Source organism: Hydrocarboniphaga effusa AP103, from assembly GCF_000271305.1.
In the GTDB taxonomy this organism is placed as follows: Bacteria; Pseudomonadota; Gammaproteobacteria; order Nevskiales; family Nevskiaceae; genus Hydrocarboniphaga; species Hydrocarboniphaga effusa.
In genome coordinates this window covers 1,823,014-1,844,987 of the sequence record NZ_AKGD01000001.1, presented here as the reverse complement: position 1 = coordinate 1,844,987, position 21,974 = coordinate 1,823,014, and the positions used below count along the sequence as shown (strand labels likewise).

Below are 21,974 nucleotides of genomic sequence, written 5' to 3'. Positions count from 1 at the left end.
GCGTGCTTCTTCAAACCAGACTCAACGAGGGACTTATTTCGATGAAACTCAAAGCCGCCGTTTTCGCCGCCGCCGCCCTGGTCACCGGCATCGCGTCCGCCGCTCCGGCCACCTACACGATCGAATCGAGCCACACCTATCCGAGCTTCGAAGCGCCGCACATGGGCATCTCGTGGTGGCGCGGCAAGTTCAACAAGAGCAGCGGCACCGTGGTGCTCGATGAAGCCGCCAAGACCGGCACCGTCGACATCGTCATCGACATCAACAGCATCGACTTCGGCCACGACAAGATGAACGAGCACGCCAAGGGCGAAGAATTCTTCGATGCGGCCAAGTTCCCGACCGCGAACTACAAGGGCAAGATCGTCTACAAGGGCAGCACGCCTTCGGCGGTCGACGGCGAACTCACGCTGCACGGCGTGACCAAGCCGGTGAAGCTCACGATCGACAGCTTCAAGTGCATCATGCACCCGATGTTCAAGAAGGAAGACTGCGGCGCCGATGCCTTCGGTGAGTTCAATCGCGGCGATTTCGGCATCAGCAAGTACGCCGATGGCGAGGCCGGCAAGGTCAAGCTGCGCATCCAGGTCGAAGCGATCAAGAACTAAAAGATCGCTTGCGCTGACGGATACGAAAAAGCCCCGCATCAGCGGGGCTTTTTCGTTGCGGTGTCGGTGGGGTCAATCGACGCGCTCGACGTGCAGCGTCGCGCCATCGGCACGCACCACGCGCACGGTGACGCCGGCCGGCGCATCGATGCCGCTGATGCGCCATTGCGAATCGTCGACCCGCAGCCGGCCGACGCCGTTGACGATCGGCTCGGCGAGCGTGAACTGGCGGCCGACGTACGAGGCGCCGCGGCGATTCAGCGTGGGCGCGTCCGATTGCAGGTCGCGCCTGGGGCGCAGCCGCCGGTACGCGAAGAAGCTCGCGAGCGACAGCAGGCCGAACAGCACGAGCTGCGCCGGCCAGCCCAGCGTGACGAATGCGACGATGAGCCCGACGACGAGCGCCGAGATGCCCATCCACAGAAACACCGCACCCGGCACGAAGGCTTCGAGCGCGATCAGCGCGAGTCCGATGACCCACCAGTGCCAGTAGACCAGCACCAGGTTCTCGCTCATGACGATTTGACGCCGGCCTTCTTCGCGAGCTCGGCGATGCCGCCGATGGCGCCGATCACGCTGCTGGCTTCGAGCGGCATCAGCACGAGCTTTTCGTTCGGGCTCGTGGCGATGCGGGCAAGTGCTTCGACGTATTTCTGCGCGACGAAATAATTGATCGCCTGCACGTCACCCTTGGCAATCGCCTCGGACACCATCGCGGTGGCGCGCGCTTCGGCCTCGGCTTCGCGCTCGCGCGCTTCGGCGTCGCGGAACGCGGCTTCGCGGCGGCCTTCGGCCTCGAGCACGGCTGCGGCCTTCTGCGCTTCGGCACCGAGAATCTCGGCCTGGCGCTGGCCTTCGGCCTTGAGGATCGCGGCGGCGCGCGCACCTTCGGCTTCGAGAATCTGCGCGCGCTTGAGGCGCTCGGCCTTCATCTGCTGCGCCATCGAATCGACCAGGTCGGTCGGCGGGCGGATGTCCTTGACCTCGATGCGCGTGACCTTGAGGCCCCAGGGCGTGGTCGCCTCGTCGATCACCGCGAGCAGGCGCGCGTTGATGTGGTCTCGCTGCGACAACAGCTCGTCGAGATCCATCGAGCCCATGACCGTGCGCAGGTTGGTCATCGTCAGCTGCATGACCGCGAATTCGAGGTTCTGCACTTCGTAGGCGGCCTTCGGCGCATCGAGCACCTGGAAGAACACCACGCCGTCGACGCCGACCATGGCGTTGTCCTTGGTGATGACTTCCTGGCTCGGCACGTCGAGCACCTGTTCCATCATCGACAGCTTTTTGCCGATGCTGTCGACGTACGGAATCATCCAGTGCAGGCCCGGATCGAAAGTCGCGCGGTACTTGCCGAAGCGCTCGATCGTGTATTCCTTGCCCTGCGGCACCGTGACGATGCCTTTCCAGAGCGTCACCAGCGCGAACGCGGCGACGGCGATGGCGAACCAGCTCATGTCTTGCTCCCCGTGCGAACCCGGTGTGGGTCGATCCGAGTGTAAAGCAAGCTGCCGCGCCTCAAGCCGGCATAGGCCGCACGGCCGGGAGGTGATCCCAGGCTCAGGCCTGCGCGGCCGCGAGCTGCTTGATGCGCTCGACCATGGACACGAAGCCGTTTCGCCGGTTGGGCGAAATCTGGTTCTCGATTCCGAGCTTCGCGAACGTGGCGCGCAGATCGACGGAGAGGATTTCCTGCGGGGTGCGGTTCGAGACGATCTTGAGCAGCAGCCCGATGAGGCCCTTGACGAGGGTCGAATCGGAGGTGCCGTTGAACTGCAGGCGCGGGGGCTGATCGGTGCTGAGCTGGTGGGTGAGCCAGACCTGCGAAATGCAGCCGCGAACCTTGTTCGCCTCGGTGATTTCCGCCTCGGGCATGGGCGGCAGCTTCTTGCCGAGGTCGATGATGTACTCGTACTTCGCGTCTTCGCCCATCTCGGCGAGCATGCCGAAGGTCTCGGCCAGTTCCTTGATTTCGTCCTCGATCTGCATTGCCGCGCGTCCGTCTCTCATGTTCAGTCGTACGGAACTATGGTACCCGTAGAACGTAAAGCAACCCCGCTGGTCTAGTTCGCACTACCGCGCCAGGAATTTCGCCATGCTGATCCGGATTCGCCCGCCGTCCGCTGTTCAATCCAGCGAAATCACGCCCGAGAGCACCTATCGCAACCGCCGCCGGTTTCTGGCCGAGATGGGCATCGGCGCGGTCGGGGCGCTCGCGCTGTCGTCCGCGCGGGCGGCCGAAGCGCCGAAGACCGGCGGTGAACCGCTCAAGATCGGCAAGCAAAGCAAGCTGGCCGGCGACGAGACGGTGACGCCGTTCGAGACCGTGAGCACGTACAACAACTACTACGAATTCGGCACCGACAAGGAGGATCCGTCGCGCAACGCGCACACGCTCAAGACTCGGCCGTGGACGCTCAGCGTCGAAGGCGAATGCGAGGCGCCCGCGCAAGTCGCGCTCGACGATCTGCTCAAGCCCGCCGCGCTCGAGGAGCGCATCTACCGCCATCGCTGCGTCGAAGCCTGGAGCATCGTCGTGCCCTGGGTCGGCATTCCGCTCGGCGAGACGCTCAAGCGCTTCAAGCCGACTTCGAAGGCCAAGTACGTCGCCTTCGAAACGATCTACGACAAGCAGCAAATGCCCGAGGCGCGCTGGAGCGGCCTGCAGCTGCCGTACGTGGAAGGCCTGCGCATCGACGAGGCCATGCACCCGCTCGCGTTTCTGTCGGTCGGCATGTACGGCAAGACGCTGCCCAACCAGAACGGCGCGCCGCTGCGGCTGACCGTGCCGTGGAAATACGGCTTCAAGAGCATCAAGTCGATCGTGCGGATCCGCTTCGTCGAGGCGATGCCGCCGACCACCTGGAACCGGCTGCAATCGAGTGAATATGGCTTCTACTCGAACGTGAATCCGCAGGTGCAGCACCCGCGCTGGTCGCAGCGCAGCGAGCGCCGGCTCGGCGAGCTGTTCAAGCGCGACACGCTGATGTTCAACGGTTATCCCGAAGTGGCCTCGCTGTACGCGGGCATGGACCTCAAGAAGTTCTATTGATGGCCGACGCGACGTCCGCCTGGCGCAGGCCCTTGCTGTACTGGCGGCTCGCCGCCTGGGCGATCGCGCTGCTGCCGGCCGTGCATCTGGCCAAGTGGATCGCGCAGGCCAGGCTCGGGCCGAACCCGGTCGAAACCCTCGAGCACTACACCGGGCTCTGGGGCCTGCGCCTGCTGCTGCTGTGCCTGGCGATGACGCCGCTGCGCAAGATCACGCAGCGTTCCGAGCCGATCCAGATCCGCCGCCTGCTGGGTTTGTGGGCCTTCGCCTGGCTCTGCGTGCACTTTTCGATCTACCTGACCTTCGATCTCGAATGGTCGCCCGTTCAACTGGCTGAAGACCTCGTCAAGCGCACCTACATCACGCTCGGCTTCGTCGGCTGGCTGCTGCTGCTGCCGCTCGCCATCACCTCGACGCGCGGCTGGCAGCGCCGGCTCAAGCGCACCTGGAGCCGGCTGCACACGCTCATCTACGCCGCCGCGCTGCTCGGCGGATTGCACTTCTTCTGGCTGGTGAAATCGGACGTTCGCGAGCCGCTGGTGTACTTGGCGCTGTATGGGCTGCTCATGGCGGCGAGAATTGGCGGCGCTATACTCCGCGCCCCCAAAAAACCGACGCCCTGAGCCCAGTTTTGCGAAACAGGCTCATGCGATCGGAGAAGACATCGTCGAGGTCTGCAGCATGAGCGTCTCCCGTCCCTCCGGCCGAGCGGCCGACCAGTTGCGCGCCGTCAGCATCGTGCGCGGATTCACCAAGCACGCCGAAGGCTCGGTGCTGGTCTCGTTCGGCGACACCCGCGTGCTGTGCACCGCCAGCCTCGAAGAGCGCGGCCCGGCCTGGAAGAAGGACGGCGGCTGGGTGACGGCCGAATACGGCATGCTGCCGCGCGCCACGCACACGCGCGGTCGCCGTGAAGCCGCACAGGGCAAGCAGAGCGGCCGTACGCAGGAGATCCAGCGCCTGATCGGTCGCAGCCTGCGCGCCGCGGTGGACCTGTCCGCGCTCGGCAATTTCACCGTCACCATCGACTGCGACGTGCTGCAGGCCGACGGTGGCACGCGCACCGCCGCGATCACCGGCGGCTATGTCGCCATGGTCGATGCGATCAACGCGGCGCGCGCCAGGAAGCTCATCAAGGGCAACCCGATTCACGGCCAGATCGCGGCGGTGTCGGTCGGCATTCACGCCGGCCGCCCGGTGCTCGACCTCGATTACATCGAAGACTCCAACTGCGAGTGCGATATGAACCTGGTCATGAACGAGGCCGGGCATTTCATCGAAGTGCAGGGTACCGCCGAAGGCCACGCCTTCCGTCGCGAAGAACTCAACGAGCTGCTCGACATCGGCGCCAAGGGCATCGGCGAGTTGCTCGAAGCGCAGCGCAAGGCGCTCGCGGGCGGCTGATCGCAATGGACGTCGTGCTCGCGAGCCGCAACGCCAAGAAACTGCGCGAAATGCAGGCGCTGCTGGCCCCGCTGGGCTGGAACCTGCGCCTGGTCTCCGAGTTCACCGACGAGGCCGCCGAGGAAACCGCGCCCACCTTCGTCGAGAACGCCCTGCTCAAGGCCCGCCACGCCTCGCTGGTTTCGGGCCTGCCGGCGATCGCGGACGATTCGGGGCTCGAAGTCACGGCCCTGCGCGGCGCGCCCGGCGTGCTGTCGGCCCGCTACGCCGGTGAGCCCAGCGACGACGCGGCCAACAACGCCAAGCTGCTCGACGCGCTGCTCGGCCTGCCCGAGGGCGAGCGCGGTGCGCGCTTCGTCAGCGTGCTCGCGTTTCTGCGCCACGCGTCCGACCCGATTCCGGTACTGGCCGAAGGACTCTGGAACGGCCGAGTGCTCGAAGCGCCACGCGGAGCCAACGGCTTCGGCTACGACCCGCTGTTCTTCGTTCCCGGGCAAGGCTGCAGCTCGGCCGAGCTCGCGCCCGAACTCAAGAACCGCATCTCGCACCGCGCGCTGGCGGTAGCGGCTCTGCTGGAGCGCCTGCAGGAGCAAGCGCAGTGAATATTTCCCCTCTCCCGCTGGCGGGAGAGGGTGCCCCGCAGGGGCGGGGTGAGGGACTTCAGCCTCGAAGGAGCGCAGCGGTGACGAACCGCGCTCCCTCACCCGGCGCTGACGCGCCGCCCTCTCCCGCCAGCGGGAGAGGGGAAAAAGGACTCGTCGCGGACAGCATTCCGCTCGCGCTATACCTGCATTTCCCCTGGTGCGTGCGCAAATGCCCGTACTGCGATTTCAATTCGCACGCCCTGCGCGGCGAAGTGCCCGAAGACGACTACATCGCCGCGCTGCTGCGTGATCTCGACTTCGAGCTGCGCGAACCCGAATCGCGCGCGATCAGCAGCATCTTCATGGGCGGCGGAACGCCGAGCCTGTTCTCGGGACGCGCGCTCGGCCGCCTGCTCGACCAGGTCGCCAAGCGGCTGGCTTTCGCGCCCGACATCGAGATCACGCTCGAAGCCAACCCCGGCACCATCGACGAGGCGCATTTCGCCGATTACCGAACCGCCGGCATCAACCGGCTCTCGATCGGCGTGCAGTCGATGGATGCGGCGCAGCTCAAGCGGCTCGGGCGCATTCACGACCCGCAGGCGGTGCGTTCGGCCGTCGAAACCGCGCGACGTGCCGGCTTCGACAACCTCAATCTCGATCTGATGTTCGCGCTGCCGCAACAGACGCCCGAGGAGGCCGACCGCGATCTCGCCGCCGCGCTCGCGCTCGCGCCCGAACACTTTTCGTACTACCAGCTCACCCTGGAGCCGAACACCGAATTCGCCGCGCGCCCGCCGCCGTTGCCGGCCGACGACGATGCCTGGGCGATCCAGGTGCAGGGCGTCGATCGGCTCGTGGCGGCCGGCTACACGCGCTACGAAGTTTCGGCCTACGCGCAGCCCGGGCGGCAGGCGCGTCACAACCTCAATTACTGGCGCTTCGGCGACTATCTCGGCATCGGCGCGGGCGCCCACGGCAAGCGCAGCGGGGCCGGCGGCATCGTGCGCCGTGCGCGGCACAAGCATCCCAAGCGCTATCTCGACAGCGCCGGCGGCGCGGACGCGATCCAGGAGCAGCAGCGCATCGAGGCGGCCGATCTGCCTTTCGAGTTCTGCATGAACGCGCTGCGGCTGGACGACGGGTTCACGCTGGGCGAGTTCGAGCAGCGCACCGGCCTCGCATCGGGCGTGCTGGAGCCTGCGCTGCGCGACGCGATGCAACGCGGGCTGATCGAACGCCAAGGCGAGCAGGTGCGCCCCAGTGCGCTCGGGCGCCAGCACCTCAACACGCTGCTGATGCGCTTCCTGCCCTGATCGCGCGGATCGGCCTGGCGCCGTTCGCATGCTTACTGCATGGTCCGCATCGTCCTGGTTCACGCAGGTTGTCTCGGATGGCTCGGCAAAGGGATTTGCCCCGGTTCGCATGCACGCTGTTCGTCCTCTGGCTGGTCGCCTGCAGCGCCGGCGGCGGCGCTTCCGATGACGACGACGCCATCGTGCTCGGCGACCGCAATGCCGGCAGCCCGCTTTCGCTGGTCGATCAGCGGCAGCTGAGCCCGCGCCTGCTGGAGCTGCAGTTCGCGACGCCGGCGCTGGAGGACCAAGGCTTCGCCGCGCCCGAATCCGGCGGAGGCACCGGCAAGGTCCGCCTGTTGTTGCCGGCGGGCTATGCGCGATCGCAGGCGCGCTATCCGGTGCTGGTGCTGCTGCATGGAGCCGAGGGAAATTATCGCGACTGGACCGACCACGGAGCCGTCGAGGCGCTGACCGCGAATCTGCCGCTGATCGTGGTCATGCCAGATGGCGGCGCGGCCGGGCAATACACCGACCACTACAACGCCGGTCGCTACGGCCCGCCGGCCTACGAGAGCTACCACGTCGGCCAGCTGATCCCCTGGATCGACCTCAACCTGCGCACCGTCGGCGCTCGCGCGGGGCGGGCGGTGGCGGGCGTTTCGATGGGCGGCTTCGGGGCGATGAGTTATGCGGCGCGGCACCCGGACCTGTTCGCAGCCGCCGCCGCGTTCTCCGGCGCCGTCGACACCAACGACCGCATCCTCTGGCCGCTGATCGGTAGCCAGGTGTTCGGCTCGCGCAGCACCGCCGAAGTGCGCTGGCGCGGCAGCAATCCGGTCGATCTGGCGCCCAATCTGGCGAACCTGCGGCTGATTCTCTACAGCGGTAACGGCGAGCCGAACCTGATCGACGCCGCCTTCGACCTCGTCGAGCGCGTGGTCTATCGGCAGAGCGAGAATCTGCACGAGGTGCTCGTCGGCCTGGGCATCGCGCACGACTGGATCGACTACGGCCCCGGGTCGCATACCTGGCCCTACTGGCAGCAGGATCTGCGCGAAACGCTGCCGGCACTGATGCAGGTCTTTGCCAGCCCGGCTCCCGCCCCCTCGCCACTGCGTCACGCCGCCATCGAAGCGCAGTACGAAGTCTTCGGCTGGCGCGTGGAACTGCAGCGCCCGGCACTGGAATTCAGCACGCTTTCCGAGGCCGATCGCACCGGCTTCGTGCTCGAGGGATCGGGCAGCGCGCTGGTACGGACGCCGGCGTTCTACGCGCCGGGCTCGACGCACGTCGTCGAGGTTGCGCGCGCCTCCACCGAAACGAGCCGTACCCAGGCCACCGCCGATCCCGACGGGCGGCTGTGGATCGGTGTGCCGCTGGGCCGGGCCAATGCCCATCCGCAATACACGATTGCCGCGGCGCTGGCCGGCGGAACCAAGGTCTACACTGCCCGCGTCGCCATCGATCCGTAAACCCAAGGCATGCTCGAAGATCTCAGCGTCACCTGCCCGTACTGCTGGGAGACGATCCCGCTGGAGCTCGATCTGTCCGCGGGCTCGCAGCAGTACATCGAGGACTGTTCGGTCTGCTGCCGGCCGATCGTCGTGCGGCTGACGGTCGACGAGGGGGGCGGTTTCGAAGTGGACGTGCAGGGCGAGGACGACTGAGCCGCAAGCCGGGGCTTGCATCTGCCAAGCCTGGCAACTAAACTTCGCGCCCCTTTTTGTCTGTACGCATCGCGCGAGCCGTCCAATGAAAGCCGACATCCACCCGAACTATCACGCCGTGAAGGTCGTTTGCAGCTGCGGCAACACCTTCGACACGCGCTCGACCGTCGCCAAGGACACGCTGAGCGTCGAAATGTGCTCCGCCTGCCACCCGTTCTACACGGGCAAGCAGAAGGTCATCGACACCGGCGGTCGCGTCGACAAGTTCAAGAAGCGCTACGCCGCTTAATCCGCTGGTTGCAGGCGAGTCTCTCGCCTCAGAACGGCCGCCCTCGAGGCGGCCGTTTTCGTTCCGATTGAAATTTGCGAATGCAATTGCGACTTTGGACGCGTTGTAAGCATCGGAAGACAGAGCGATAATCGCGCTGCAGCATTTTCCGATTCGATTTCCGACCGACTGTATTGCCACTCGCGTTGTCTGGCGCCCGCAGCGTCTTGCGCGAGAGGACCAGCGTAAGGGCTTCGATCCATTCTTACGCGATTGGAGTATCAGGATGAGCAAAGCGACGTACAGCCTCGTCAACAACGAAACCGGCGAGAAAATAGAACTTCCCTTGATCACCGGCACCATCGGCACTCCTGGCGCCGACGTCGGCAAGGTGTACGACAAGCTTGGCATCTTCACCTACGACCCCGGGTTCACCTCGACCTGCTCGACCAAGAGCGCCATCACCTACATCGACGGTGACGAAGGCGTGCTGCTGTATCGCGGCTATCCGGTCGAACAGCTCGCCGAAAAGTCCAGCTTCATCGAAGTCTGCTATCTGACCCTGCACGGCGAACTCCCCTCGGCAACCCAGCTTGCCGAGTTCGACCAGAGCATCCGCCGTCACACGATGCTCAACGAGTCGCTGCGCAAGTTCTTCGACGGCTTCAACTACGACGCGCATCCGATGGCGATGATGACCGGCGTGGTGGGCTCGCTGTCGGCGTTCTATCACGACACGACGAACAACAAGGATCCGAAGCATCGCGAGATCTTCGCGCATCGCATGATCGCCAAGATCCCGACGATCGCCGCCGCGGTCTACAAGAAGACCGTCGGCCAGCCCTTCGTCTATCCGAAGAACGATCTCGACTACTCCAGCAACCTGCTGCGCATGATGTTCGCGGTGCCGGCCGAGGAGTACGAGATCAACCCGGTCGCCGCCAAGGCGCTCGACGTGCTCTTCATCCTGCACGCCGATCACGAGCAGAACGCCTCGACCTCGACGGTGCGCATGGCCGGTTCCACCGGCACCAATCCGTATGCCGCGATCTCGTCGGGCATCGCCGCGCTCTGGGGCCCGTCGCATGGCGGCGCCAACGAGGCCGTGCTGGAAATGCTCAATGAAATCGGCGACGTCAAGCACGTGCCGGCGTTCATGCAGAAGGTCAAGGACAAGGTCGAAGGCGTGCGCCTGATGGGCTTCGGCCATCGCGTGTACAAGAACTTCGATCCGCGCGCCAAGATCATCCGCGAGCAGTGCCACAAGGTGCTCAAGGCACTCGGCAAGGAAAACGATCCGAAGATGGAGCTGGCCCTCAAGCTCGAAGAAATCGCGCTCAACGACGATTACTTCAAGCAGCGCAAGCTCTATCCGAACGTCGATTTTTACTCCGGCATCATCTACGAAGCGCTCGGCATTCCGGTCAACATGTTCACGCCGATGTTCGCCGTCGGCCGCACCGTGGGCTGGTGCGCGCACTGGAACGAGATGACCGCCGATTCGACCACGCGCATCGCGCGTCCGCGTCAGGTCTACACCGGTGCCGCCGTGCGCGACTACACGCCGGTTGCTCAGCGCTGAGCTGAAGGCGTCTGTGGAAGCGAAAAAGCCGGCGAAAGCCGGCTTTTTCGTTGCTGGGTCGGGGCGCCAGACGTAGCCGCTGTTGTGCGCCATCCGAAAAAAGCGATGGGTTACGCGGCTGCGCCGCCAAACCACCCTATACCGCGAGGTCGATCGGCTGCTCGGCCAGCAACTCGGCCGCGGCGAGATCGAGCCGCTTCATCGGCTGGCCGTCGTGCGGAGACAGCGGCGGACGGCGCAGCTCCTCGGGCGGAAACATGGCCATCTCGATGCCGACGTCGCCGGCCATGAATTCGCAGGTCGGAATCTCTTCGATGCGTCCGTCCGGGTAGCGATAACGGCGCTCGCCGGTCTCGTACGGAATCTTGCGGCCCTCGAGAAAGATGTCGAGCATCTCCGGCTTGTCGGCGAAACCGTGCAGACGTACGAGATGCGCATCGGTGGTCGCCCCGCTGGCGACCGCGCCGACGAGGCGGGGCTCGAAAGTCGCGAGCAGCTTCATCGCGCGGACCGCGGTACGGCGCAGCAGCTGCAGGCGCTCGGCGTATTCGCTGCCGCCGAACAGCCGCTGATACTCGATGACGGCTTCGTGGATGCGCGCGTTCTCGGGCATCTGCGTGCGGCCCGGCAGGCCGAGGCGTTCGGCCGCTTTCTGCTTGGCCAGGCGGTAATCGGTCAGCCTTTCCTCGCAGATGAGGCGTGCTGCCTCGGCCACGATTTCGCGTTGAAACCCTATCGCGCGCTTGCCCATGGTGTGATCCGACGAGCGGGAGCAACCGGTTCGCTCCCATGGCTCATGGATAACACGATTTCGTGTCAGCGGGAAATGTCGCTGACACCCGTCCGGCAGCGCCGCTAGAACAGCTCGTCCTCGCCCACGCTCTTCTCCGCCGGAGCCCGCTGGGCCTCGGAGCGCGCGCGTTCGAGACGGTCGGACGGCAGCACTTCGACGGTGCCGCCATCCGATTCCTCGGGCAGCAGCCGACCGCTGCGCGGGTCGACGCGAACTTCGACGAGGCTCGCCGGGCGCGGCAGCGTCTGCTCGGGCAGGCCCTTGAGCGCCGCGCGCATGAAGTCGATCCACATCGGCAGCGCGGCCTTGCCGCCGAACTCGCCGCGACCGAGCGGCTTGGGCTGGTCGAAGCCGACCCAGCTGACGGCGACGAGCTGGGTGTTGAAGCCGTAGAACCAGGCGTCGGTCTCGTCGTTGGTGGTGCCGGTCTTGCCGCGAATGTCGCCGCGACGCAGCTCGCGGGCCTGGGCGCCGGTTCCGCGCGTGACCACTTCGCGCAGGATGTCGTCGACCATCCAGACCATGCCCGGATCGACCACCTGCGGCGCCAGCGTGTCGGCCGGCGGCGGCGTTTGCGGCCGGCCGTCGGTGCCGGCCGCGGTGTCGACGATCAGCGCCGCGCATTCCGGGCAGGCGACCTTGGGCTTGGCCTTGAACACGAGGCCGCCGCGCGGATCGACGATTTCGTCGATGAAGAACGGGTCGATCAGAAAGCCGTCGTTGGCGAGCACCGAATACGCGCGCGCCATTTCCATCGGCGTGTAGCTGCCGCTGCCGAGCGCCATCGACAGGTCGCGCGGCATGCGCTCCTTGGCCAGCCCGAAGCGGCTCACGTAGTCGCGCACGTAATCGATGCCGACGGCCTGCAGCAGGCGGATCGATACCAGGTTACGCGATTGCACGAGCGCCTCGCGCAGGCGCATCGGGCCTTTGAAATCGCCGCTCGAATTCTCCGGGCGCCAGGCGCTTTCGAGATTGGCGTCCTCGAACACCACCGGCGCGTCGAGCACCACCGACGCCGGCGAGAAGCCGAACTGGAACGCAGCCGTGTACAGGAAGGGCTTGAAGCCCGAGCCCGGCTGGCGACGCGCCTGCACGACGCGGTTGTACTTGTTGAGCAGGAAATCGTAGCCGCCGACGAGCGCGACCACGGAGCCATCGCGTGGATCGAGCGCGACGAGCGCGCCCTGCGCATTGGGAAGCTGGGCGAGCTTCCAGCGTTCGCCATCGCGGCGAATGCGCACGACATCGCCACGTCTGGCCGGCTTCTTCGCCGACAGGCCGGCCCATTTGAAATCGCCGGCCTCGAGCTCGACCAGACCCTGGCTGCGCGTGAGGACCCGCAGCTTGGTGCCGTCGAAATCGACCACCGCGGCCGGCAGCAGGCCGGCCGCGGTCGGCAACGCATCGAGGAAGTTGCCGATGCCCTTGCTGTCGGCGTTCTCGGTGAGCAAGGACGCCGGCAGCTGTTTCTCCGGCCCGGCCCAGCCGTGACGTTCTTCATAGGCGATCAAGGCATCGCGCAGCGCGGCATTGGCCGCGGCCTGCTTGTGCGATTCGATCGTCGCGGTCACGCGGTAGCCGCCGGTATAGGCGGCCTCGCCGAAGCGCGCGACCATTTCGGCGCGGATCATCTCGGCGACGTAATACGCATCGACCTCGACCGCCGGCAGCGAGAACTTGACCGTCACCGGCTCGGCCAGCGCGGCCTCGTAGTCGAGCGCGGAAATCTTGTTGAGATCGCGCAGCCGGCGCAGCACGTAATCGCGTCGCTCCTTGGCGCGCTCCGGACTCGCCACCGGGTTGTCGCGCGAGGGCGCCTTCGGCAGGCCCGCGAGCAGCGCGACCTGCGACCAGCTCAAGTCCGACAGATCCTTGCCGAAATAAACCAGGGCAGCGGCGCCGACGCCGTAGGCGCGCTGACCGAGGAAGATCTTGTTGAGGTAGGTTTCGAGGATCTCCTGCTTGCTGAGCTCGTCCTCGATGCGCATGGCGAGCAGGATCTCCTTGAACTTGCGCACGTAGCTGCGTTCCGGCGACAGGAACACGTTGCGCGCGAGCTGCATGGTGATGGTGCTGCCGCCCTGGCTCTTCTGGCCGGTGGTGGCCAGCACCACGCTCGCGCGTGCAAGCCCGCGCCAGTCGACGCCCGGATGCTCGAAGAAGCGATCGTCCTCGGCGGCCAGGAAGGCATCGACGACGCGCTGCGGGATTTGCTCGTAGTGCAACGGGGCTCGCCGCTCGGCGCCGTATTCGCCGATCAGCTTGTTGTCGCGCGTGTAGATCCGCAGCGGAACCTGCAGCTGGAGTTCGCGTAGCGAGGCCACGGAAGGCAGCTGGGCACCGTAATGCCACTTGGCGGCGAAGAACACACCGACCAGCAGACCAAATCCCACAACCCCCAGGCAGGCGAGTATCAACAGTATGCGGCTAGCCCATCTCACAACCGACTCCTCGTCCAACCGCTCACTCTAAAAAGCCGCCCAATGCGAAGTGCAGCACAGCTCGACATTGCCCGCCCTGCTCATGCAAGCCTTTGTCGCTTCATGAAAATCAGGCGCTATATTACGATCGGGGAAGGGTGGCGTCATGTCGTTCAACGAGGGGCGGGCCGCGGTTCGCGGACGAGCTAGGGACCATGTCGATCATGCAATCGCTGTTCGGTAGCAAGAGCCGCGAGCTGATCGGCCTGGATATCAGTTCCAGCACCATCAAGCTCGTCGAGCTTGCCAGGCGTGGCGATCGCTACGCGGTCGAGAGCTATGCCATCGAGCCGTTGCCCGCGAACGCGGTGGCCGACAAGCAGATCCTCGATCCGCAGGCCGTTGGCGAATGCATCGTGCGTGCCGTCAATCGCTCGGGCACGCGCACGCGGCAGGCGGCGCTCGCGGTGTCGGGTGCATCGGTCATCACCAAGATCATTCAAATGCCCGAGTCACTCTCCGAGCTCGATCTCGAAGAGCAGATCAAGGTCGAGGCCGACCAGTACATTCCGTATTCGATCGACGAAGTCGCGCTCGATTTCCAGGTGCTCGGTGCCAGCGCCGTCGGTGCCGGGCAGGTCGACGTGATGCTCGCGGCCTGCCGCAAGGACCAGGTCGAGACGCGCTGCGCGGCGCTCGAGATCGCCGGGCTGACGCCGAAGATCGTCGATATCGAGGCCAACGCGCTGCAGAACTCGGCGCTGCTGCTGCGTCACCAGATGCCCGATCGCGGGCACAACCGCACGATCGCGCTGATCGACATGGGCGCGACCACGACCTCGGTGCTGGTGCTGCAGAACCTGCAGGCGGTGTACACGCGCGATCAATCCTTCGGCGGTCGCCAGCTGCTCGAAGACATGATGCGCTACTACGGCATGACGCTCGAAGAAGCGAGCCAGGCGCGGCGCTTCAACAACCTGCCCGATGGCTTCGAGCTCGAAGTGCTCGCGCCCTTCGTCGCCGACATGGGCCAGCAGATCGACCGCTCGCTGCAGTTCTTCTTCGCTTCCACCTCGCAGCACGGACAGATCGACCAGATCATCCTGGCCGGTGGCTGCGCGGCGATCGATCATGTCGACCGCCAGCTCGCCGATCAGCTGCAGATTCCGGTCGCGGTCGCGCAGCCGTTCGCGCACGTCGGCGTCGCGGCGCGCGCCAAGCCCGCGCAGCTCGCACGGGATGCGGCCTCGCTGCTGATCGCGAGCGGGCTGGCGATGCGCGCCTTCGATCCGGAGGCTTGAGACGATGCCGCTGCCGAAGCTCGACCAGCCGCTCAAGAACCCGTTCGCGGGCAAGTTCTCGCGCACGCCGGTGCTCAAGGCCGAGCCGCAAGCGCCCGATGCGCCCGAGCCGATGGTCATGCGCATCAACCTGCTCGACTGGCGGCAGCAGCGCCGCGAGCTGCGCCAGCGCCAGTTCAACAACATCATGGGCCTGGCGTTCGTGCTGGCGATCGGCCTGGTGCTGATCGGGCGCATGTTCGTGAACGGCAAGCTGGATCAGCAGCAGAGCCGCAACGATTACCTGCGCCAGCAGATCGCCGAAGTCGATCAGAAGATCAAGGAGATCCAGGAGCTCGAGAAGGTGAAGCGCAACCTGCTCGCGCGCATGCACGTGATCGAAGAGCTTCAGGCTTCGCGCAGCGCCACCGTGCATCTGTTCGACGAGCTCGTGAACACCTTGCCCGAAGGCGTGAACCTGACCTCGGTCAAGCAGACCGGCAGCAGCGTGCTGCTCGAAGGCGCCGCCGAATCCAATGCGCGCGTTTCCACCTACATGAAGAATCTCGACGCTTCGCAGTGGTTCGACGATCCGCGCCTGATCGTCATCAAGACCAGCGAGAAGGGCAGCACGCGAACCAGTGAGTTCACGCTGCAGGTGAAGAACCTGACCAAGGCCAGTGCGGGCGACGATGCGGGTTCGGAGGTGGTCGAATGAGCCTCGCCAAAGCCTGGTCCGAGCTGCAGTCCATCGATGTGCAGAACCCGGCGGGCTGGCCCGACTGGGTGCGCGTGGCCGCGGCGATCCTGCTCGGCGTCGTCATTTCGGCGGCCGGCTACTGGTACTTCATCGTGCCGCTGAACGAAGATCTGGCAACGCGCGAGCAACAGGAGATCAGCCTGCGCGGCGAGTTCGAGCAGAAGCAGAAGAAAGTTGCGGCGCTCGACGCCTACAAAGAGCAGCTCCGGGAAATGGAGACCTCTTTCGGCGCCATGCTCAAGCAGCTGCCGAGCAAGACCGAAGTGGCCAATCTGCTCGCCGACATTTCGCAGACGCGCGTCGAGAGCAACCTCGAAGAAGAGCTGTTCCAGCCGCAGCCCGAAGTGCCGAAGGATTTCTACGCCGAGATGCCGAACCGCATCGTCGTCACCGGCGATTATCACGACATGGGCCGCTTCGTCGGCGCGGTGGCCGCGTTGCCGCGCATCGTCACCATCGACGAAGTCGAGCTCAAGCCGGTCGGTGCGACCGCGCCGGGCGTCACGGCTCCGCGCGGCGGCTTGCGCATGACCGCGCTGGCCAAGACCTATCGCTATCTCGACGCCGACGAGATCGCCGAGAACGAAAAGAAGGCAGGTCAGAAATGAGCGCCGCCGTCCTTCGACTGCTCTGCGCTTTCGGACTGCTCGCGATGCTTGCGGCTTGCAGTGGCGGCATGGGCGATCTCGAGCAATGGGTCTCCGAGGTCAAGGCGCGCAAGTCCACCCAGGTCGAGCCGATTCCGCAGATCAAGCCTTACGAGGCTTACGCCTACGACGCCGGAACGCGGCGCGATCCGTTCGTGGCCGAGCAGCCCAAGCGCCCGGTCGGCACCGGTCCGGGGCCGCGTCCCGATCCGAAGCGGCCCAAGGAGGCGCTCGAGGAATACCCGCTCGATGCGCTGCGCATGCAAGGCATCATCCGCACGCCGCGCGCGACATTCGGGCTCATCAAGTCGCCCGACAACATCATCCATCGCGTCAGCGTGGGCAATTACATGGGCCAGAACTTCGGCCAGGTGAAGAGCGTCACCGAAACCGAAATCACGCTCACGGAACTGGTGGCCGACGGCTTCGGCGGCTACGTCCAGCGCCCGGCCACGTTGGCGCTGTCGCAATGATTGGGAGTCCCGCGCAGATGAAGCCTCGCACAACAATCGCGTCCATCGGGCGCGCATCGCGGACTCGCAAGCCGACGATGACAATGATGAGCCTGCTGCTCGCCGTGCTCGCGCTGCTGCCGGGCATGTCGAACGCGCAGATGTCACGTGCGCTGCAGTCCGCCGATGCGGCGGCCCTCGAAGGCGGTCGCGTACTGGTGACCTTGACGCTGTCGAGCGCGGCGCCCGAGCCCATCGTGTTTCCGAACGAGTCGCCGGCCCGTGTTTCGATCGACCTGCCGCAGACGCGGCTGGCGATGGCCGAGCGTTATCGCAAGGTCAACCTCGCCAAGGTGCAGGCGCTGTCGGCGGCCGAAAACAAGGACCGCACGCGCCTGGTGATCGAGCTCACGCAGATGGTCGGCTACAAGGTTCGCGTCGACGGCAACCGCATCTTCGTGACGATCGATGCGCTGCCTTCGGCGAATGCGCCACTGAGCTCGGGCGTTCCGCCGCAAAACTATTCGACCTTGTCGGGGCCGGTGGCCGCGATCAGTGCCGTGCCGGCGGTGGCGTCGATCACGCACGTCGATTTTCGCCGCGGTGAAAAGGGCGAAGGCCGCATCATCGTGTCGCTCGACAATCCGCAAGCGGTCGCCAACGTCAGCGACGAAGGTGGTCGCGTGGTGGCGCGCTTCCGCAACGTGAATCTGGCCGATGCGCAGGTGCGCCGGCTCGACGTGCTCGATTTCGCCACGCCGGTGAAGTTCGTCGATGTGCTCAAGACGGGCTCGGATGCACAGGTCGTCATCGTGCCGGTGACCGGCGGCGACTTCGAACAGAAGACCACGCAACTCGGCAACCAGACCATCATCGAGTTGCAGCCGCTGTCGCAGACGCAGCGCGACGAGCGCAAGAAGACCGATCCGCAGTACACCGGCGAGAAGGTGTCGCTGTCGTTCCAGAGCATCGACATCCGCTCGCTGTTGCAGATCATCGCGGACGTGGCCGGCACCAACATGGTGGTGTCCGATTCGGTGACCGGCGAGATCGCGATGCGCTTGCAGAACGTGCCCTGGGACCAGGCGCTCGACATCATCCTGCGCACCAAGGGCCTCGGCATGCGCCAGCAGGGCAACGTGATGATCGTCGCGCCGCTGGCCGAACTCGCCGAGCGCGACAAGATCGAGGCCGAGGCCGAGAAGCAGAAGGTGGAGCTTGCGCCGCTGCGTTCGGAGCTGATCCAGGTCAACTACGCCAAGGTGGCGGACGTTGCCGCGCTGCTGAAGTCGGGCGAGAACTCGATCCTGTCCGAACGCGGCCGCGTGTCGATCGACGATCGCACCAACACGCTGCTGGTGCTCGAGACGCGCGAGAAGATCAACGAAATTCGCACGCTGATCGCGCGGCTCGACATTCCGGTGCGCCAGGTGCTCATCGAATCGCGCATCGTGATCGCCAACAACGACTATTCCAAAGAACTCGGCGCGCGCTTCGGCGTCAGCGCGGTGAGGCGCAATGGCCGCAACGGCATCATCTCGACCTCGGGCAGTGCCGAGGCCAACGACACCTCGGTCAACGATTACCTCAGCAATGGCGGCTTTCCGGTGTCGCCCGGCGCGCTCAACGATCGCTTCAACGTGAACCTGCCGGCTGCCAGCGACAGCGCGGGCAAGATCGCGCTGGCCTTGCTCGGCAAGAACTATCTCGTCGATCTCGAGCTTTCGGCGCTGCAGGCCGAAGGCCGCGGCGAAATCATCTCGACGCCGCGCGTGATCACCAGCAACGCCAAGCAGGCTTCGATCGAGCAGGGCGTGGAGATTCCGTACCAGGAAGCGGCCAGCAGCGGCGCAACGTCGGTCTCGTTCAAGAAGGCGGTGCTGTCGCTCAACGTCACGCCGCAGATCACGCCGGACGATCGCATCATCATGGACCTGGCGGTCAACAACGACAGCGTCGGCCAGACCTATACCACCGGCAGCGGCGGCCAGGTTCCGTCGATCGATACGCGCAAGGTCACCACGCAGGTGCTCGTCGAGAACGGCCAGACCGTGGTGCTCGGCGGCATCTACCAGCAGGAGAACCGCAACAGCGTTTCGAAGATCCCGCTGCTCGGCGACATTCCGATTCTCGGGGCTGCGTTCCGCAACCGGACCACGGTCAACAACCGCGACGAGCTGCTGGTATTCGTGACGCCGCGCATCCTGCGCGAAGGCCTGCAGATCAACTGAGATCAACTGGGAGCCGGTGCCGCCGGCCCGCCCCGCGGCTCACGTAGACAAAAGCTACCGAAGCCCTGTTCCCTGCGTTTTCAGAGGCTTCCATGGACCGGGCCGATCGGCGGCTTGGCTATACTGGCAGCCAACTTTTCGCCTGGTCGGCTATGAAACTCGGTCATTTTCTCGGCGGCGCCTGGCTGGCCCTCGCGTCGCTGCTGGTCGGCTGCGGCAGCAGCTCGGACAGCGGCGGCGACCTCAGCAGCGATCCGGGCGCCGTGACCACGCCGGCCCTGACGATCACGGGGCCGGAAAGCGTCAGCTCCGGAGGCAGCCAGTCTTACGTCGTCAGCGCCCTGCTCGGCACGGCGCCGGTTTCGGGCGTCGCCATCACGCTGACGACGAGCCTCGGCACCTTGTCGCTGGCGAGCACCGATACCACGACGGACGCGCGCGGTGAGCTGCCTTTCACGCTCTCGGCGATCCGCACCGGCACCAGCAGCAGCGGAACCGCCACCACCACCCCGGTGACCGGCATCGCCTACGTCACGGCCAAGGGGATGGTGGGCGGCAAGGCGCTGGAGGTCACCAAAGACATCAAGATGACGCCTGCGGTGTTCCAGTTCACTGCGCCGGCGGCCGCAACCACGGTCTCGCTCAATTCGCTGCAGCCGCTGGTGCTGCAATGGACCTCGAACAGCCTCGCCGTCAGTGCGCCGGTCACGTTCTCCGCCAAGCTCGGGACCCTGGTGGACGCCGACGGCAATGCGGCGAACCGGTTGACGCTGTCCACCGACAGCAGCGGCTTTGCACGCCTGCAGGTGGTCTCGAGCACGGCGGGTACCGAAACCATCACCGCGACCGGCGAGTCCGGGAGCGGCACCAGCCCCACCGCGACATTGACGCTGCGCTACATCGGTGAGCCGGCCTCCTTTACGGTGGCCGCCGCCTCTCCGATCAGCGCCGCCAACGGCGCCAGTACGCTGACGGCGAAAGTGGTCGATGGTTCGGGCAACGCCGTCAGCGGGGCGAGTGTGAGCTTTTCGATCGCCAGCGCACCGTCGGGCGGGACGCTGTCGCCCACCGTCGCCACCACCGACAGCAGCGGTATCGCCACGGCGCTCTACCGGGCCAATGGGGTCGCGGGCACCGCCAAGATCAATATCACGGCGGGCTCGCTGGCGACACAGGCGGTCACCATTGTGATCAACAACTAGTCCTCCTCCTCTGTGAACAAGAGCAACATCTTCCTGATCGGCCCGATGGGTGCCGGCAAGACCACGGTCGGCAAGCGGCTGGCCGAGGCGCGGGGACTCGAATTCATCGACAGCGATACCGAGATCGAGGAGCGCACCGGGGTCGATATCCCGCTGATCTTCGAGAAAGAGGGCGAGTCCGGCTTTCGCAAGCGCGAGCGCCTGGTGATCGCCGACCTGACCCAGCGCAGCGGCATCGTGCTGGCCACCGGTGGCGGCGCGGTGCTCGATGCCGACAGCCGGCAATGGCTGTCGGCGCGCGGCTTCGTGGTCTACCTGCACGCGAGCGTCGACCAGCAGCAGCACCGCACTTCGCGCAACGACAACCGGCCGCTGCTGCAGAACGTGCCCGACCGGCGCGAGGTGCTGCAGCGCCTGTTCGAGGATCGCGACCCTCTTTATCGCGAGATCGCCGACCTCGTGATCAGCACCGACGGTCGCAACGCCCGCCAGCTGGCCCGCGAAATAGAGGATCATATCGACCGACCGGCGACCGCCGTCTGATCCTCGCGATCGACGTCGGCCCGCCGCCCGATTCGTCCTTTCTGGCTTTCCGTCGCGCTTGAACAACACCCGCATCCTCAAAGTCGAGCTCGGTGCTCGCAGCTACCCCATCCGCATCGGCCGCAGCATCGCCGGCCTCGATACCGCTTTTCCCGAAAGCGCCGGCCGCAGCCTGCGCGTCGTCACCGACAGCAACGTCGAGCCGCTCTACCTCGAGGCCCTGCTCGGCGCACTGTCGCTGACCCGCGATCAGGTCTACGTGGTGCCGGCCGGTGAGGCCAGCAAAACCTGGGACAGCGCCGGCAAGGTGCTCGACTGGCTGCTCGAGAGTCGGCTGTCGCGCGACGGCTGCCTGATCGCGCTCGGCGGTGGCGTCATCGGCGACCTGACCGGCTTCGTCGCCTCGATCTACCAGCGCGGCATCGACTTCATCCAGATTCCGACCACGCTGCTGGCCCAGGTCGACTCCTCGGTCGGCGGCAAGACCGGCGTCAACCATGCGCGCGGCAAGAACCTGATCGGCGCCTTCCACCAGCCCATTTCGGTGGTCGCCGACACCGACACGCTGGCGACGCTGCCCAAGCGCGAGCTGCTCGCCGGGCTCGCCGAAGTCATCAAGTACGGCATGCTCGCCGACGGCCTGCTGTTCGAGTGGCTCGAGAGCAACCTCGACCGCATCCTGAGCCTGAATCCGAACTCGCTTGCCGAGATCATCGAGCGCTGCTGCGCGATCAAGGCGCGCATCGTCGGCCTCGACGAGCGCGAAACCGGCAGCGGTCCGCGCGCATTGCTAAACCTCGGCCACACCTTCGGCCACGCGATCGAGACCTACACGGGCTACACCGAGTGGCTGCACGGCGAGGCGGTGGCGACCGGCCTGGTACTCGCCGCCGACCTGTCGGCGCGCCACGGCTGGATCACCGAGGCCGTCGCGGCCCGCTGCACCGCCCTGATCGCCCGCGCCGGGTTGCCGGTGGCGCCGCCCAAAGGCATGACGGCCGAGCACTTCCGCGACCTCATGGGCCTCGACAAGAAGGTCAAGGCTGGCAAGCTGCGCCTGATCCTGCTGCGCGGCCTCGGCGACGCGGTGCTGTCGTCGGATTTCGAGCAGGACCTGCTCGACGAGACCCTTGCCGCAGCCTGCCGGACGACGAGCTGAGCTTGTGATCGACACCGCGCC

At 65.9% G+C, this 21,974-nt stretch carries 23 protein-coding genes; 18 read left to right on the top strand and 5 right to left on the bottom strand.

Going from position 1 to position 21,974, the window contains the following annotated elements:
- The first annotated feature begins 41 nt into the window (after nucleotides 1-41).
- On the top strand, nucleotides 42-608 hold the full coding sequence (locus WQQ_RS08100) for a YceI family protein (protein ID WP_007184655.1): 567 nt from the start codon (nucleotides 42-44) through the stop codon (nucleotides 606-608).
- 72 nt (nucleotides 609-680) lie between these two features.
- On the opposite strand, the gene WQQ_RS08095 is transcribed toward WQQ_RS08100, so the two are convergent.
- From WQQ_RS08095 to WQQ_RS08085, 3 genes are all read right to left on the bottom strand, one after another.
- Nucleotides 681-1,124, bottom strand: coding sequence for an NfeD family protein (locus WQQ_RS08095; protein ID WP_007184654.1), 444 nt, complete (start codon nucleotides 1,122-1,124; stop codon nucleotides 681-683).
- Nucleotides 1,121-2,065: an SPFH domain-containing protein gene (locus tag WQQ_RS08090; protein WP_007184653.1), complete on the bottom strand. Its 945-nt coding sequence runs from the start codon at nucleotides 2,063-2,065 to the stop codon at nucleotides 1,121-1,123. Before WQQ_RS08090 ends, WQQ_RS08095 begins: the two co-directional genes overlap by 4 nt.
- 103 nt (nucleotides 2,066-2,168) lie before the next feature.
- Nucleotides 2,169-2,618: a SufE family protein gene (locus WQQ_RS08085; RefSeq protein WP_237715030.1), complete on the bottom strand. Its 450-nt coding sequence runs from the start codon at nucleotides 2,616-2,618 to the stop codon at nucleotides 2,169-2,171.
- Nucleotides 2,619-2,703: 85 nt separating this feature from the next.
- Between WQQ_RS08085 and msrP the strand changes: the two genes are divergently transcribed.
- From msrP to WQQ_RS08040, 9 genes are all read left to right on the top strand, one after another.
- Nucleotides 2,704-3,660 (top strand): protein-methionine-sulfoxide reductase catalytic subunit MsrP, encoded by a 957-nt coding sequence (gene msrP, locus WQQ_RS08080; protein ID WP_007184651.1) that lies wholly within the window; start codon nucleotides 2,704-2,706, stop codon nucleotides 3,658-3,660.
- Nucleotides 3,660-4,283, top strand: a complete 624-nt coding sequence (msrQ, locus tag WQQ_RS08075) for a protein-methionine-sulfoxide reductase heme-binding subunit MsrQ (protein WP_007184650.1) — start codon at nucleotides 3,660-3,662, stop codon at nucleotides 4,281-4,283. Before msrP ends, msrQ begins: the two co-directional genes overlap by 1 nt.
- Nucleotides 4,284-4,341: 58 nt before the next feature.
- Nucleotides 4,342-5,064, top strand: coding sequence for a ribonuclease PH (gene rph / locus WQQ_RS08070; RefSeq protein ID WP_040453211.1), 723 nt, complete (start codon nucleotides 4,342-4,344; stop codon nucleotides 5,062-5,064).
- 5 nt (nucleotides 5,065-5,069) lie between these two features.
- The gene (gene rdgB / locus WQQ_RS08065) at nucleotides 5,070-5,666 is read left to right on the top strand and encodes an RdgB/HAM1 family non-canonical purine NTP pyrophosphatase (RefSeq protein WP_007184648.1); all 597 of its coding nucleotides are present in this window, start codon (nucleotides 5,070-5,072) and stop codon (nucleotides 5,664-5,666) included.
- A gap of 80 nt (nucleotides 5,667-5,746) precedes the next feature.
- The gene (hemW, locus tag WQQ_RS08060; protein WP_007184647.1) at nucleotides 5,747-6,964 is read left to right on the top strand and encodes a radical SAM family heme chaperone HemW; all 1,218 of its coding nucleotides are present in this window, start codon (nucleotides 5,747-5,749) and stop codon (nucleotides 6,962-6,964) included.
- 182 nt (nucleotides 6,965-7,146) lie between these two features.
- Nucleotides 7,147-8,418, top strand: a complete 1,272-nt coding sequence (locus tag WQQ_RS22915) for an alpha/beta hydrolase (RefSeq protein ID WP_436198056.1) — start codon at nucleotides 7,147-7,149, stop codon at nucleotides 8,416-8,418.
- 9 nt (nucleotides 8,419-8,427) lie between these two features.
- Nucleotides 8,428-8,613 carry a CPXCG motif-containing cysteine-rich protein gene (locus WQQ_RS08050; protein WP_007184645.1) on the top strand — a complete coding sequence of 62 codons (186 nt, stop codon included), beginning with the start codon at nucleotides 8,428-8,430 and terminating at the stop codon, nucleotides 8,611-8,613.
- Between the two features lie 85 nt (nucleotides 8,614-8,698).
- On the top strand, nucleotides 8,699-8,902 hold the full coding sequence (gene rpmE, locus WQQ_RS08045) for a 50S ribosomal protein L31 (protein ID WP_007184644.1): 204 nt from the start codon (nucleotides 8,699-8,701) through the stop codon (nucleotides 8,900-8,902).
- Nucleotides 8,903-9,167: 265 nt separating this feature from the next.
- Nucleotides 9,168-10,463: a citrate synthase gene (locus WQQ_RS08040; RefSeq protein ID WP_007184643.1), complete on the top strand. Its 1,296-nt coding sequence runs from the start codon at nucleotides 9,168-9,170 to the stop codon at nucleotides 10,461-10,463.
- A 136-nt stretch (nucleotides 10,464-10,599) separates the two neighbouring features.
- On the opposite strand, the gene WQQ_RS08035 is transcribed toward WQQ_RS08040, so the two are convergent.
- Together WQQ_RS08035 and WQQ_RS08030 are read right to left on the bottom strand one after the other, a co-directional pair.
- Complete coding sequence (locus tag WQQ_RS08035; protein WP_237715029.1) at nucleotides 10,600-11,178, bottom strand: hypothetical protein; 579 nt, start codon at nucleotides 11,176-11,178, stop codon at nucleotides 10,600-10,602.
- 140 nt (nucleotides 11,179-11,318) lie between these two features.
- On the bottom strand, nucleotides 11,319-13,700 hold the full coding sequence (locus WQQ_RS08030) for a penicillin-binding protein 1A (RefSeq protein ID WP_237715028.1): 2,382 nt from the start codon (nucleotides 13,698-13,700) through the stop codon (nucleotides 11,319-11,321).
- A 194-nt stretch (nucleotides 13,701-13,894) separates the two neighbouring features.
- Here WQQ_RS08030 and WQQ_RS08025 point away from each other — a divergent pair, with 194 nt between their 5' ends.
- From WQQ_RS08025 to aroB, 8 genes are all read left to right on the top strand, one after another.
- On the top strand, nucleotides 13,895-14,980 hold the full coding sequence (locus tag WQQ_RS08025) for a pilus assembly protein PilM (protein WP_007184640.1): 1,086 nt from the start codon (nucleotides 13,895-13,897) through the stop codon (nucleotides 14,978-14,980).
- A gap of 4 nt (nucleotides 14,981-14,984) precedes the next feature.
- A complete protein-coding gene (locus WQQ_RS08020; protein WP_007184639.1) occupies nucleotides 14,985-15,677 on the top strand; it encodes a PilN domain-containing protein in 693 nt (230 codons plus the stop codon).
- Complete coding sequence (locus WQQ_RS08015; RefSeq protein ID WP_007184638.1) at nucleotides 15,674-16,327, top strand: type IV pilus inner membrane component PilO; 654 nt, start codon at nucleotides 15,674-15,676, stop codon at nucleotides 16,325-16,327. The genes WQQ_RS08020 and WQQ_RS08015 overlap by 4 nt, the downstream gene beginning before the upstream one ends.
- On the top strand, nucleotides 16,324-16,839 hold the full coding sequence (locus WQQ_RS08010) for a pilus assembly protein PilP (RefSeq protein ID WP_007184637.1): 516 nt from the start codon (nucleotides 16,324-16,326) through the stop codon (nucleotides 16,837-16,839). Before WQQ_RS08015 ends, WQQ_RS08010 begins: the two co-directional genes overlap by 4 nt.
- 86 nt (nucleotides 16,840-16,925) lie before the next feature.
- Complete coding sequence (locus WQQ_RS08005; protein WP_237715027.1) at nucleotides 16,926-19,049, top strand: type IV pilus secretin PilQ; 2,124 nt, start codon at nucleotides 16,926-16,928, stop codon at nucleotides 19,047-19,049.
- 92 nt (nucleotides 19,050-19,141) lie between these two features.
- Entirely contained in the window at nucleotides 19,142-20,251 is a 1,110-nt protein-coding gene (locus tag WQQ_RS22910; protein WP_007184635.1) for an Ig-like domain-containing protein, read from the top strand.
- Nucleotides 20,252-20,263: 12 nt separating this feature from the next.
- Nucleotides 20,264-20,794: a shikimate kinase AroK gene (aroK, locus tag WQQ_RS07990; protein ID WP_007184634.1), complete on the top strand. Its 531-nt coding sequence runs from the start codon at nucleotides 20,264-20,266 to the stop codon at nucleotides 20,792-20,794.
- A gap of 58 nt (nucleotides 20,795-20,852) precedes the next feature.
- Nucleotides 20,853-21,953, top strand: coding sequence for a 3-dehydroquinate synthase (aroB, locus tag WQQ_RS07985; RefSeq protein WP_007184633.1), 1,101 nt, complete (start codon nucleotides 20,853-20,855; stop codon nucleotides 21,951-21,953).
- Nucleotides 21,954-21,974 lie beyond the last annotated feature (21 nt).

What these genes read in the sequence shown, in the direction of transcription:
- WQQ_RS08025 (WP_007184640.1), top strand. Translation starts at nt 13,895, where the DNA reads ATGTCGATCATGCAATCGCTGTTCGGTAGCAAGAGCCGCGAGCTGATC.
- WQQ_RS08100 (WP_007184655.1), top strand. Translation starts at nt 42, where the DNA reads ATGAAACTCAAAGCCGCCGTTTTCGCCGCCGCCGCCCTGGTCACCGGC.
- msrQ (WP_007184650.1), top strand. Translation starts at nt 3,660, where the DNA reads ATGGCCGACGCGACGTCCGCCTGGCGCAGGCCCTTGCTGTACTGGCGG.
- WQQ_RS08015 (WP_007184638.1), top strand. Translation starts at nt 15,674, where the DNA reads ATGAGCCTCGCCAAAGCCTGGTCCGAGCTGCAGTCCATCGATGTGCAG.
- WQQ_RS08090 (WP_007184653.1), bottom strand. Translation starts at nt 2,065, where the DNA reads ATGAGCTGGTTCGCCATCGCCGTCGCCGCGTTCGCGCTGGTGACGCTC.
- WQQ_RS08005 (WP_237715027.1), top strand. Translation starts at nt 16,926, where the DNA reads ATGAGCCTGCTGCTCGCCGTGCTCGCGCTGCTGCCGGGCATGTCGAAC.
- rpmE (WP_007184644.1), top strand. Translation starts at nt 8,699, where the DNA reads ATGAAAGCCGACATCCACCCGAACTATCACGCCGTGAAGGTCGTTTGC.
- WQQ_RS08020 (WP_007184639.1), top strand. Translation starts at nt 14,985, where the DNA reads ATGCCGCTGCCGAAGCTCGACCAGCCGCTCAAGAACCCGTTCGCGGGC.
- WQQ_RS08095 (WP_007184654.1), bottom strand. Translation starts at nt 1,124, where the DNA reads ATGAGCGAGAACCTGGTGCTGGTCTACTGGCACTGGTGGGTCATCGGA.
- WQQ_RS08010 (WP_007184637.1), top strand. Translation starts at nt 16,324, where the DNA reads ATGAGCGCCGCCGTCCTTCGACTGCTCTGCGCTTTCGGACTGCTCGCG.
- WQQ_RS22910 (WP_007184635.1), top strand. Translation starts at nt 19,142, where the DNA reads ATGGACCGGGCCGATCGGCGGCTTGGCTATACTGGCAGCCAACTTTTC.
- rph (WP_040453211.1), top strand. Translation starts at nt 4,342, where the DNA reads ATGAGCGTCTCCCGTCCCTCCGGCCGAGCGGCCGACCAGTTGCGCGCC.
- msrP (WP_007184651.1), top strand. Translation starts at nt 2,704, where the DNA reads ATGCTGATCCGGATTCGCCCGCCGTCCGCTGTTCAATCCAGCGAAATC.
- WQQ_RS08040 (WP_007184643.1), top strand. Translation starts at nt 9,168, where the DNA reads ATGAGCAAAGCGACGTACAGCCTCGTCAACAACGAAACCGGCGAGAAA.
- rdgB (WP_007184648.1), top strand. Translation starts at nt 5,070, where the DNA reads ATGGACGTCGTGCTCGCGAGCCGCAACGCCAAGAAACTGCGCGAAATG.
- WQQ_RS08050 (WP_007184645.1), top strand. Translation starts at nt 8,428, where the DNA reads ATGCTCGAAGATCTCAGCGTCACCTGCCCGTACTGCTGGGAGACGATC.
- WQQ_RS08085 (WP_237715030.1), bottom strand. Translation starts at nt 2,618, where the DNA reads ATGAGAGACGGACGCGCGGCAATGCAGATCGAGGACGAAATCAAGGAA.